Origin of the sequence: Aliihoeflea sp. 2WW (assembly GCF_000497755.1) — a bacterium.
Lineage (GTDB): Bacteria > Pseudomonadota > Alphaproteobacteria > Rhizobiales > Rhizobiaceae > Aliihoeflea.
The window spans coordinates 141,621-154,106 of sequence record NZ_AYOD01000035.1 but is presented as its reverse complement, the minus strand read 5'-3'; the positions used below and the strand labels follow the sequence as shown (position 1 = coordinate 154,106).

The 12,486-nt window shown below is 66.1% G+C and carries 9 protein-coding genes; 8 read left to right on the top strand and 1 reads right to left on the bottom strand.

Going from position 1 to position 12,486, the window contains the following annotated elements; all coding sequences use genetic code 11:
* Window positions 1–20 precede the first annotated feature (20 nt).
* Window positions 21–1,895: an EAL domain-containing protein gene (locus ALII_RS0114845; protein ID WP_024588024.1), complete on the bottom strand. Its 1,875-nt coding sequence runs from the start codon at window positions 1,893–1,895 to the stop codon at window positions 21–23.
* 261 nt (window positions 1,896–2,156) lie between these two features.
* Here ALII_RS0114845 and ALII_RS0114840 point away from each other — a divergent pair, with 261 nt between their 5' ends.
* The 8 genes from ALII_RS0114840 (at window position 2,157) to ALII_RS0114805 (ending at window position 12,212) form a co-directional block, all read left to right on the top strand.
* Entirely contained in the window at window positions 2,157–3,116 is a 960-nt protein-coding gene (locus ALII_RS0114840; protein ID WP_024350854.1) for a zincin-like metallopeptidase domain-containing protein, read from the top strand.
* Window positions 3,113–3,442 carry a hypothetical protein gene (locus tag ALII_RS0114835; protein ID WP_024350853.1) on the top strand — a complete coding sequence of 110 codons (330 nt, stop codon included), beginning with the start codon at window positions 3,113–3,115 and terminating at the stop codon, window positions 3,440–3,442. The genes ALII_RS0114840 and ALII_RS0114835 overlap by 4 nt, the downstream gene beginning before the upstream one ends.
* 77 nt (window positions 3,443–3,519) lie before the next feature.
* On the top strand, window positions 3,520–5,646 hold the full coding sequence (locus ALII_RS0114830) for a ParB/RepB/Spo0J family partition protein (RefSeq protein ID WP_024350852.1): 2,127 nt from the start codon (window positions 3,520–3,522) through the stop codon (window positions 5,644–5,646).
* A gap of 59 nt (window positions 5,647–5,705) precedes the next feature.
* A complete protein-coding gene (locus ALII_RS0114825; protein ID WP_024350851.1) occupies window positions 5,706–5,924 on the top strand; it encodes a hypothetical protein in 219 nt (72 codons plus the stop codon).
* Window positions 5,925–5,992: 68 nt separating this feature from the next.
* Window positions 5,993–6,406 carry a hypothetical protein gene (locus tag ALII_RS0114820; RefSeq protein WP_024350850.1) on the top strand — a complete coding sequence of 138 codons (414 nt, stop codon included), beginning with the start codon at window positions 5,993–5,995 and terminating at the stop codon, window positions 6,404–6,406.
* Window positions 6,403–6,627 (top strand): DUF6117 family protein, encoded by a 225-nt coding sequence (locus ALII_RS0114815; RefSeq protein WP_024350849.1) that lies wholly within the window; start codon window positions 6,403–6,405, stop codon window positions 6,625–6,627. Before ALII_RS0114820 ends, ALII_RS0114815 begins: the two co-directional genes overlap by 4 nt.
* Before the next feature lie 225 nt (window positions 6,628–6,852).
* Entirely contained in the window at window positions 6,853–11,175 is a 4,323-nt protein-coding gene (locus ALII_RS0114810; RefSeq protein WP_024350848.1) for a strawberry notch family protein, read from the top strand.
* Window positions 11,175–12,212 carry a toprim domain-containing protein gene (locus tag ALII_RS0114805; protein ID WP_024350847.1) on the top strand — a complete coding sequence of 346 codons (1,038 nt, stop codon included), beginning with the start codon at window positions 11,175–11,177 and terminating at the stop codon, window positions 12,210–12,212. Before ALII_RS0114810 ends, ALII_RS0114805 begins: the two co-directional genes overlap by 1 nt.
* The last annotated feature ends 274 nt before the right edge of the window (window positions 12,213–12,486 follow it).

Genomic DNA, 12,486 nt, shown 5'->3' with positions numbered 1-12,486 from the left:
ACGTTGCCACCAAGGGCCGCTCATCTCGTTGAAAGGCGGCGCCTTGAGACAAGCTCAGCCAGACCGGACGATTGCCGAGCGGCATAGAGCGGCATGGTTCCAACGCCGGACGCTGCATGCCGGTAGAGCAACGTGCCCGTCGCATCGCGATCGGCGGGGTATGCGAATGCGTAGCCCTGACCAAGCCCACAGCCCATCGCCCAAAGCTGACTCGCCTGAACCTCGGTCTCGATGCCTACCGCGACCACGGCGACGCCGAGACGGCGGGCGATCTCGATTAGCCCTTCCACGATGATGGTGCTCGGATCGTCAGGCCACAGCCGGGCGACGAATGCCCGGTCGATCTTGATGATATCGACCGGCACGTTCACCAGATGCGTCAGCGAGGCGTAGCCCGTGCCGAAGTCGTCGAGGGCTACGCGCACCCCGGCCGCACGCAACACTTCGATCTCCCGCGCTACGACGCGATCATTCCGCCCGAGATAGACGTCCTCGCTTATCTCCAACACGATCTTGTTCAGCCCGATGCCGGCTTTGGAGAAGGTCTCGGAGACCTTCTTGGCGAGGCTGCCTGTGTAGAAATCCGCTGTCGACACGTTCAGGCTGACCTGTTCGACGAGCAATCCCGCGTTTTGCCAATGACCTATGTCGTCAGCGACGATCGCCATCATGCGGGCCGTCAACTCGGAGGCGACATGAGCGTCAGTCGTTGCTTCGTGGAAAGAGCCGGCAGGAAGAAGATCGCCGCTTCGCGATCGCAGTCGGCACAGGGCTTCGAGCCCCACGATGAGGCCGGTGTCCAGCCTCAGGATCGGCTGGTAGTGCGCCTCGATACGATCCTCGGCCGAGGCTTCCGAGACATCCCGGATCGCGGCGCGCCGGCTCGTAATCCGTGAGCCGATGCCAGGCCAGTAGCGAACGAAGCCGCCACGGCCCGTCTCCTTCGCATGGTAGAGCGCGAAGTCGGCCGCTTCTCCGACGCTCGTCGCTGTGCGTTCGGTCTTGCTCAACGTCGCGCCGCCGATGGTCGCGCGAGGTACAACGGTGTGTCCGTCGCAGTCCGCCGCCACCTCGAGCTCGTCGAAGACGCGTTCGGCCGCAGCATTCAGGTCGGCGACATTTGCCGGCTGCTGGAGGATGACCGCGAATTCGTCGCCTCCTATCCGATAGGTGACGTCCGGCGCCATCGCGCGAGCGATACGCGCCGACGCGGCACGGATCAGAGCGTCGCCCGCCAGATGGCCGAACGTGTCGTTGACGATCTTGAGGTTGTCGAGGTCGATGATGAACAGTGCCCACGACCCGACATCGTCGCAGCGAAGCTGAGTCATCGCGCCGTTATAGGCTGCCCTGTTGGCCAAGCCCGTCAGTGCATCGACATTCGCTCGACGGTCCCGATCGAGCGTACTCTCGTGTCTGCGGAAGGCCGTCTCGCAGAGTTCCACGCAAGCTTCAGCCACCTCTCGCTCGACATCTGCGACCTGACGCGCACCGTGAAAATAGAGGTTCATCACCGCTAGCGTGTCGCCTGCCGCCCCAAGCACAGGCAGTGACCAACACGCCGATACACCAAGCCCGTGAACGATCGCCGCACTATGGGAGGCGCGAGGGTCGGACGCGAGATCCTCCAGGAGCACTGGCTGGCGTAAAGACGCGGCTCTCCCGGGTACATCGGTGTCGGCGCCGATCGCAACCCCGTCATGCGCCTGGCTGTAGGCCTCCGGGAAGCTCGGTGCCGCTAACGGCCGCATCATGCCCGTTCGATCGATGGCGAACACCGAACAGAGCACACCGGGCCATGTCTTTTCGACCCGCAAGCAAAGTTGCCGCATCGTGTCGAAGAGCGGCTCACCGTTCGCGATCATCCGTAGAATTTCGTTTTGAAAGCGCAGCAACGACGGGTCACCCAGGAACACACTTCGCCAAGGCTGACGGTAATCGGAGTTCGCTTAACGGCTGACCTCTGAACACGATAAACATTTCATTATCCTTCAAGGGGGGAAGGCTTTCCCCTACGGCCGAGCCCAAGGTCTCTGCCGACCCCTTCTGGGGGGAGACCCCGCAACGCCCCCCCGAGAGTGAGAGTGCGGACCGGATTGCCGTGACGGGTTGAGAGCTGGGAGAGAGGCTTCCGGCGCCCGTCGCGGAGATCCGCGATGTCCAGACGAACTGCTTTGCCACGTCCAGGCCAGAACCGGGCGAGCCTTTACGACGAGATCACCGATAAGATCGTCGCCGAGTTGGAGGCCGGTCGCGTGCCTTGGGTCCAGCCGTGGGGAACGACGGCCGCAAAGGCCCCGCTTGCCATGCCGAGAAACGCCGCCACCGGCCGGCACTATTCGGGGATCAATATCCTGATCCTTTGGGGCGCCGTGGTCGAACACGGCTTTCCGGGCCAGAGCTGGCTCACCTTCCGTCAAGCACTGTCGCTTGGCGGCAATGTCCGCAAGGGCGCGCGCGGCACGACCGTCGTCTATGCGGACCGCTTCACGCCGGAGGACGAAAAGCGCCGCGCCCGCGAGAGCGGTGACGACGCGCAGGCGATCCCGTTCCTTAAGCGCTTCACCGTGTTCAACGCAGCCCAGTGCGAAGGACTGCCGGAAGACGTCGCGATCGATGCGCCCCCGCCGCCGCAAGGGATGATCGAACCACAGGTCGAAGCGCTGATCCGCGCCTCAGGCATAGACTTTCGCATCGCAGGTGATCGGGCGTTCTACGTGCCTGCGCTCGACTATGTGCAGGTCCCTCCGCCACAAGCCTACTTCGAGCCGATCAACTGGCACCGCACGGCCCTGCATGAACTCGGACACGCGACGGGTCACTCGAGCCGAGTAGGCCGCGACCTGACCGGCGGCTTCGGCACCAAGAAATACGCATTCGAGGAACTGGTCGCCGAGATGAACGCGGCCTTCTGCTGCGCTTCGCTCGGCATCGTGCCCACCGTCCGCCACGCCGACTATATCGGCTCGTGGCTGCAGGTCCTGCGCGAGGACAACCGCGCCATCGTTCGGGCCGCAAGTCAGGCGAGCAAGGCGGCCGACTGGCTGCTGGCCCATGCGCCTGAGGGCGCTGCCCACGTCGTCACCGCAGATGAGCTTGAAAGGAGGGTGGCATGAGCAAGGTCTCGTACCCGCTTCGGGTCTTCTTCGATTGCTCGACCGCTCACCTGTCGGAGGCGTCGAGCACCTATCTGAATGTTCACGCCGCTCAGGGCGACGAGCTTGTCGCGGCGACGCCATACGGCTGGTTTATCTGGGTCGGAGAAGGCGACCGCGATAGTCTCCCTGCCGATCTTGTGAGGATCACCGAATACGCGCGGCGCCTCGGCGCGGAATACATCCTGTTCGACCGAGATGCGCCTGAGGATGAGGGGCTTGCCAAATTCCTTGATCGCGCCGCTGTCCTTCCGGCGTCTCACCGGGCGCACCCAGAAATAGAGTGAGAGGGAGGACGGGGTTTCCGTGACGGGTTGGAGGTCGAGAGAGAGGCTCTCGGCCGCCCGTCGCGGAGTATATCCCGATGGCTGTTGCCGCTCAAAAGATCGTCCTGTCGCCCTCGCGCGACATCCCCTTCAACAAGCTGGTCCTGAGCCAGTCGAACGTCCGACGCATCAAGGCCGGTGTCTCGATCGAAGACCTAGCGGCCTCGATCGCCCGGCGCGGCCTGATCCAGAGTATCAGCGTCTTCCCCGTCGTCGATGCCGAAGGCAACGAGACCGGCATGTTCGAGGTGCCGGCCGGCGGACGCCGGTTCCGGGCGCTGGAACTGCTGGTGAAGCAGAAGCGCCTCGCCAAGGTGTCGCCTGTGCCGTGCGTAGTGCGCGAGCGCGACAGCGCGATCCTCGCGGAAGAAGTCTCGCTCGCCGAGAACATCGAGCGCGCGCCGCTCCATCCCCTCGACCAGTATCGCGCCTTCCAGGACATGCGCGACAAGGGCATGACCGAGGGGGAGATCGCCGCAGCCTTCTTCGTGCAGGCCCAGGTCGTCAAGCAGCGGCTGCGGCTCGCTTCGGCGTCGCCCGCGCTGCTCGAGATTTATGCCGAAGACGGCATGACGCTGGAGCAACTCATGGCCTTCACAGTGTCGAGCGATCACGCCCGTCAGGAGCAGGTCTGGGACGCGATCAAGGACGCCTGGTCGAAGGAGCCTTATCAGATCCGGCGCATGCTGACCGAGACAACCGTCCGCGCCTCGGACAAGCGCGCGGTTTTCGTGGGCATCGAGACCTATGAGGCGGCGGGCGGCGTCGTCATGCGCGATCTCTTCCAGTCCGATGATGGCGGCTGGCTGCAGGACGCGAGGCTGCTCGACCGCCTGGTCGCCGAAAAGCTCAGGGCTACTGCCGAGACGATCGCCGGCGAAGGCTGGAAGTGGATCGAGGTCGCTGTCAGCTTTCCCTACGACACGACGCGCGGCCTGCGGGAATTGCAGGGCGAGCCGCTCGACCTTTCGGCCGAGGAGCAGGCGACCATCGAGGCGCTCAATGCCGAGTATCAGAAGCTCGAAGCCGAGTATGAAGGCGCCGACGAACTGCCGGACGAGGTAGACCAGCGCCTCGGCGAGATCGAGACGGCACTAGCCGCCTTCGAGACCCGGCCGGTGCGCTACGAGGCGGACGATATCCCTCGCGCGGGCGTCTTCATCAGCATCGCCCATGACGGCAGCGTCGCCATCGACCGTGGCTACGTGCGGGCGGAGGATGACGCGCCGATCGATCCCGAGGTCGAGACCGGCGTGGACGCCGACGGCGATCCGGCCGAGCCGTCGGTGCAGAGGGCGGTCATTACCATCGGCGGCCAGCCTGCCGAGCCCGAGGACGACGAGGATGACGGCGTCATCAAGCCGCTGCCGGAGCGTCTGGTGATCGAGCTGACGGCCTATCGCACGCTCGCGCTGCGCAACGCCGTCGCGGAGAACCCGCACGTCGCCATGACGGCGCTCCTCCACAAGCTCGTCTCGGACACCTTCATGACCCGCATGTATACGGGCGCCATGGAAGCCGGGGTGAAGCACGTCTTCTTCCCGGCCCAGGACGATGCGCTGAAGGACAGCCCGTCCGCCCGTGCGGTGCAGGACCGCCACGCCGCCTGGGCGGGTGATATCCCGAAGGACGATGCTGCCCTATGGGACTGGCTCGCCGACCTGGATGAGCCCAGCCGCATGGCTCTTCTCGCGCATTGCGTCAGCTACGGCGTGAATGCGCTCTATGAGCGGCCGAACCCGCACAGTGGCAGCGGTGTATCCCAGCATACCCTCGACATGAGGCTTTCGCAGGCCGACCGCCTGACGATGGCGACAGGCCTCGATCTGGTCGAGGTCGGCTGGCGGCCGACCTTCGGCAACTACCTGAACCGGGTGACAAAGCCCCGCATCCTGCAGGCGGTCCGCGAGGGCGCCGGCGAGCAGGCCGCGCAACTCATCGACCATCTGAAGAAGGGCGACATGGCGAAGGAGGCCGAGCGCCTGCTGGCGGACACCGGCTGGCTGCCGGAACCGCTTCGCGTGGTCACCGAGGTCGAGGCGTCGACGGCGGAAACCCAGACCAGCGGCGAGGATGACAGCGCAGCGCTGCCTGACTTCCTCGCGGGCGATGACGAGGAGGCCGCCGGCGAAGACGATGAACGCCACCTCGTCGCGGCCGAATGATCGTGCAGGCGGGGCGGCTTCGGCCGCTCCGCCGATTCCCCCAATCGAGGAGCTACGTCATGTCGCAATCCAGCCCGCCGCCCCGGCGCGTCGTCTTCCAATATCTCGTTCCCGTGCAGGTCGAGGTCGAGGACGGGCTCGTCGCCTGCGTCACGGTCATCGACGAGACGCCAGTCCGCGATCCCGCCATCGTCGAGGGCGATCCCGCCTATCTCAGCGAGGCGGTGCAGGCCGCCGACGACGGTCAAGACTGGCCGTCCTGGCGGTTCGGCTACTAGCCGGACAATCTTTCGATCCTTTCCGAGCCCGGCCTAGCGCCGGGCTCTTTTCGTTTCTGGAGCCTGCCATGACCGATTTTCTGACCCGCTTTTCCTGCCTGCTCGACGTTGGCACTGCCGCCAACGCGGCGCGCGCTTTCGAGATCTACGCAACGCTGATGGCCGAGAACGCCCGAGAGGATCCGCCGGCCGAGCCGTTCCTGCTCTCCCTTTCGCCCGAATACGGATCGGCTCGCCTGTGGCTGCGCGATCCTGGCAGCGCCGACCAGCAACTCGCGATCACCTTCGTGACGCGCTGCGCCGAGGCCTTCGGCCTGACTGGACGTTGGGGATTCCAGTGGGCGAATGTTGCCTCGGCTCCCGTCATCGACGGCTTCGCCGGCGGCGCCCACCTGCTCGATCTCTCGACCGGCCGTACGCTTGAATGGATCAGCACCGGGCGCTGGCTCGCCGACCGGCTTTCCGAGGGAGGCGCGCGATGAGCATTCCCGACCATGCCCGCGCCAATTTCGAGACGCTGCTGCACGCCGCGACCAGCGGCGACCTGGCGTTGATGGAATGCACCGAGATTGCGACGGGCGAGGTTCGCTACGTCATCTGCGCCGTTGGACGTGACGCCAGCGACTATGTTCTTACACCATTCGGCCATCTCGCCGATGGCAACCCATTTGAGCTCTACCGCCCGCCCGATGCCCCGACCTGAGGCGGGCGCTCGAATAGATCCGCGACGATAGTGCGATCCTTAGCCGGGAGCGGCGCATCGCCCGCCGGCATGACGCAACTGTCGAAGGCGAGCTTGCCGCAAGCCGGAGCGATGGCCGCTGCCCGCGTCAGAGTGAGAGGTCGGCCGGGACGGGGTTGAGCCCGTCCGGTCGAGAGAAAGCGCCGGCCCGGCTCGCCCGTCTCCCGCTCTTTCGAGGTATCCTCCATGCTCCACGCTCCCGTCTCTGGTGCCGCTCCGGCGGTCTTGCTTCCGCTCGCACCGAACGCGCCGCCGGCGGCCGCCATTCTCGCCGCCGCCGGCCATCTCCTTCCTCATCTCGAACAGGGCCGCGCGATCGATGCCGCGATACTGCGCTCGGCCATGGAACAGGCCTTCGGCGCGTCCGACGCTAGCGGCGCCTGGGACTGGAAAACGGCCTATGACGCCTGCGAAGCGGCAACCGTCCTCTTCATGCGCAAATACGGAAAGCCGCTTTTCCGCAAAGCCGCGTCTCCGGCCGCACGGCTCTCCGCGCTCGGCAAGATCGCCGGGCTGCTGCCGACGCACACGCGCCGGTCTGAGGAGGCCCAGGCGCGTCAGCAGTTCTCGACGCCGACGCCGCTCGGTCTCGCGGCCTTGACCGCCGCAGCGCTCACGCCCGCCGACCGGGTGCTGGAGCCCTCAGCCGGCACGGGCCTGCTCGCGATCCTTGCCGAGATTGCCGGGTCCGATCTCATCCTCAATGAACTGGCCGAGACCCGCGCCGATCTTCTTGCCTCTCTCTTTCCGGCCAATGCGATCACGCGTTTCGACGCCGCGCAGATCGACGATCATCTCGACCGCACCGCCATTCCCAGCGTCATCATCATGAACCCGCCGTTCTCGGTTATGGCGAATGTCTCCGGACGCGTCGCCGACGCCGCCTATCGCCATATCGCTTCCGCTCTGGCGCGGCTTGCGCCAGGCGGCCGGTTGGTCGCGATCACCGGCGCGAATTTCTCGCCCGAGCTGCCGGCCTGGCGCGACCACTTCGCCCGGCTGCAGGAGCGCGGCCGCGTCGTGTTCACTGCGGCGATCGCGGGCTCTGTCTATGCCAAGCAAGGCACGACCATCGAAACCCGCCTGACCGTCATCGACAAGGCGCCGGCCGAGGATGATGCACGCTTCCCGGCATCTCTCGGCATCGCGCCCGACGTGGCGACGCTTCTCGCTTGGATCGAACGCGACTTGCCCCCGCGCATTCCGGTCGCGCTGCCAAAGATCTCCCCGGATACGGCGCCGCGCACCGTTCGCGGCTATCTCGCCAAGGCCGCAGCATCCACGGACGGCCGGCCCACGGCTGAGATCGAAGGCCTGCCGCTTGACTATCAGACCGTGGAGCGGATGCCTCTTGAAGATGGCCGACTGTCGGACTCGATCTATGAGGCCTATGCGCTCCAGTCGGTCCGCATCCCGGAGGCGCAGCCCCATCCCACCAAATTGGTACAGTCGGCCGCCATGGCGTCGGTCGCGCCGCCGAAGCCGAGCTATCGCCCGACGCTTCCAGCCGCGATCGTCACCGGGGGCGTTCTGTCCGACGCCCAGCTCGAGACAGTGATCTATGCCGGCGAAGCTCACAGCGAACACCTCGCAGGCGCCTGGATTGTGGACGAGACCGGCGATCTCGTCACCGCCGCGCCGGACGACGCTCCAAGCGCCGTCCGCTTCCGCCGGGGCTTCATGCTCGGCGACGGCACCGGCGCCGGCAAGGGCCGTCAGTCCGCCGGCATCATCCTCGACAACTGGCTGCAGGGTCGCCGCAAGGCAGTATGGATCTCGAAGTCCGACAAGCTGCTCGAAGACGCTCAACGCGACTGGTCGGCGCTCGGTATGGAGCGCTTGTTGGTCACGCCGCTATCCCGTTTCCCTCAGGGCACGCGGATCCGTCTCAGCGAAGGCGTCCTTTTCACCACCTATTCCACGCTACGGTCCGACGACCGTGGCGAGAAGCTTTCGCGCGTCAAACAGATCGTCGAATGGTTGGGCTCCGACTTCGATGGAGTCATCATTTTCGACGAGTCGCACGCAATGCAGAACGCCGGCGGCGGCAAGGGAGAACGGGGCGATGTCGCGCCCTCACAGCAGGGCCGTGCCGGGCTGCGGCTGCAGCACGCGCTGCCGGACGCGCGTGTCGTCTACGTTTCTGCCACCGGCGCGACCACAGTCCACAATCTCGCTTACGCCCAGCGGCTCGGGCTGTGGGGCGGTGACGATTTTCCCTTCGCCAACCGCGCCGAGTTCGTGGAGGCCGTCGACAATGGCGGTGTCGCGGCCATGGAGGTGCTTGCCCGCGACCTGCGCGCGCTCGGCCTCTACACGGCCCGGTCGCTCTCCTATGACGGCGTTGAATACGAACTGGTCGAGCACCAGCTTACGCCCGAGCAAGCCCGCATCTACGATGCGTATGCCGGCGCCTTCGCCATCATCCATAACCATCTCGACGCCGCGATGCAGGCCGCCAACATCACCGGCGATAGCGGCACCCTGAACCGTCAGGCGAAGTCGGCCGCGCGTTCTGCATTCGAAAGCGCCAAGCAGCGGTTCTTCGGTCATCTGCTGACCAGCATGAAGACCCCGACGCTGATCCGCTCGATCGAGCAGGACCTGGCCGACGGGCACAGCGCCGTCATTCAGATCGTCTCGACCGGCGAGGCACTGATGGAGCGCCGACTGGCCGAGATTCCGACCGAGGAATGGAACGACGTGCGTGTCGACATCACGCCGCGGGAATATGTCCTCGACTATCTCGCCCATTCCTTCCCGGTGCAGCTCTACGAGCCGTTCTCCGACAGCGAGGGCAATCTGTCGTCGCGGCCAGTCTTCCGGGACGGTCAGCCCGTCGAGAGCAGGGAGGCCGTCGCCCGCCGTGACGAGCTGATCGAACGGCTCGCGTCGCTAGAACCCGTTCCCGGCGCCCTCGACCAGATCGTCCAGCGCTTTGGCTCCGATGTCGTCGCCGAGGTCACCGGCCGTTCACGGCGCGTTGTGCGCAAGGGCGATCGCCTTGCCGTCGAGAATCGGGCGGGCTCGGCCAATCTCGCCGAGGCCGCCGCCTTCATGGACGACCAGAAGCGCATCCTGGTCTTCTCGGATGCGGGCGGTACGGGGCGCAGCTATCACGCCGATCTTGGCGCGAAGAACCAGCGCCTGCGTATCCACTATCTGCTGGAGCCGGGCTGGAAGGCCGATGCGGCGATCCAGGGTCTCGGTCGGACCAACAGGACCAATCAAGCTCAACCGCCGCTCTTCCGCCCGATCGCCACTGACGTGAAGGCTGAGAAGCGCTTCCTCTCCACGATCGCGCGTAGGCTCGATACACTCGGCGCGATCACGCGTGGGCAGCGCCAGACCGGCGGACAGGGTCTCTTCCGGCCAGAGGACAATCTCGAAAGCCCCTATGCGCGCGGTGCGCTGCGCCAGCTCTATCTGCTGCTCGTGCGTGGCAAGGTCGAGAACTGCTCGCTCGACCGCTTTGAGTCCGCCACCGGTCTCAAGCTCACGGATGACAACGGCATCAAGGACGAGCTGCCGCCGATCACGACCTTCCTCAACCGTCTGCTCGCGCTGACCATCGACCTGCAGGGCGTGCTTTTTACGGCGTTTGAGCAGCTCCTGACGGCGAAAGTCGACGGGGCGGTTCGCAGTGGAGTCTATGACGTCGGACTCGAAACGCTGCAGGCCGAGAGCTTCATCGTCACCGGCAGCGAGGTGATCCATACGCACCCGGGCACCGGCGCGGAAACTCGGCTTCTCACCATCACCCGCCGGGAGCGCAATCGACCGACGAGCCTCGCCGACGCGCTCGATCATCTCTCCGATCCGCGCGCACGGCTCCTGGTCAATGGTCGCTCCGGCCGCGCCGCCGTGCAGATTTCCGCACCATCGATGATGCTCGACGATGGCGAGATCGAGCGCCGCGTCTGCCTGGTCCGGCCGATGGAGCAGCACTATGCGCCGCTGCGCATGATGGGTGAGAGCCAGTGGGAGGAAGCCGATCGCGCCGCCTTCGCCGCCGCGTGGTGGGCTGAGTTGAATGACGTGCCGGAGTTTTCCGACAGCACGATCCACATTGTCGCCGGCCTGTTGTTGCCGATCTGGAAGCGGCTGCCAAACGAGTCGACGCGGGTCTACCGGCTCCAGACCGATGGCGGCGAGCGCATCATCGGCCGCCGCGTCTCGCCCGCCTGGGCGGCAAACGCCGTCACCACGGGCGCAACATCGCTGACCCCTGAGCAGGCCTTCACCGCTCTGATGGACGGCACGACGATCCTCGATCTCGCTGACGGCCTTCAGCTTCGGCGCGCCCGCGTCATGAATGCCCAGCGCCTGGAGCTGACCGGCTTCACCGAGGCGATGCGGGACCGGCTGCGCACCTACGGCCTGTTCAGCGAGATCATCTCGTGGAAGCTCCGCTTTTTCGTGCCGGCCGACGCCGCCGGACCGGGCGTCCTCGCCAAGGTGCTCGATACATATCCCGTGGCGCGCATCTCCGAGCGGGAGGCCGCGTGATGGCACGTCAAGACGCTTCCGATCTCGCGCACAGTCTCGGCCGGCAGGCCGAGGCGGTGTGCCGGCATTATCTTTCCAGCGGTCGCCGCGAGGGCAACTACTGGCTCGTGGGCGATGCGCGCAACACACCCGGCCGCTCGATGTATGTCCGGCTCAAGGACACGCCGAAAGGTCCCGCCGGCAAATGGACCGACGCGGCCACCGGCGAGCATGGCGATCTCCTCGACGTCATCCGAGAAAGCTGCGGCCTCATCGACTTCAAGGATGTCGCCGACGAGGCGCGGACCTTTCTCTCGATGCCGCCGCCGGCGCCGGAGGCCCGTCAGCACGAACGGCCGAACCCAGCGCCGCATGGCTCCCCCGAAGCGGCCCGCCGACTGGTCCGCATGTCGCAGCCGATCCACGGCACGCTCGTACAAACGTATTTACGGGAACGCGGCATTACGGATTTGCGCGGAACCGGAAGCCTGCATTTCCACCCGCGCTGCTATTATCGCCCCGAAGAGCATTCGCCGACCGAGACCTGGCCGGCGATGATCGCGGCCGTCACCGACCTCGACGGCAAGATCACCGGGGCGCATCGCACCTGGCTCGATCCGCGCCGCCGCGATAAGGCGCCAATCGACACGCCGAGGCGAGCCATGGGCGATCTTCTCGGCAACGCGGTCCGCTTCGGCATAGGCAGCGATGTGATAGCGGCGGGCGAAGGCATCGAGACCGTCCTGTCGCTTCGTCAGGTCCTTCCCGACATGCCTATGCTGGCGGCGCTCTCCGCGGCCCATCTCGCTGCAATCCTGTTCCCCGACACACTGCGGCGGCTCTACATCGTCCGCGACAACGATCCGGCCGGTGACGCTGCGCGCGACACCCTCATCGAACGGGCCGACGCGGCCGGGATCGAGGCGATTGTCATCTCGCCGCAGCTGGGCGACTTCAACGAGGATCTGCGCAACCTCGGCCTGGACGCATTGAGCGTGGAAGCCCGGTTGCAGGTCGCGCCGCAGGACGTCGCGCGCTTCATGGCGTTGGCGGCATAGCCGGCAGGAGAACGGGCGTGAGGTTCGCCGCCGTGCTCGGCGGATGCATCATTCCATCGGAGGGGGCCCGCGCCTCGGCCTTCGAGAGGGCGATCGGCCCACAGGCCGGCCAACCGGGCAATGGCGGCGGCCGACTATTTTCCGGCGCGGCCGAGAGGCCGCTTTCCATCGCGAGGCAAAATAGCCGGCCTTAGCCATCGAGCCCTACGCTTTCGCTCCGGGTGCCCGGTCGTCCGGCCTGCGGGCTTCGTCGCCATGAAGGCCGCGACGGTCG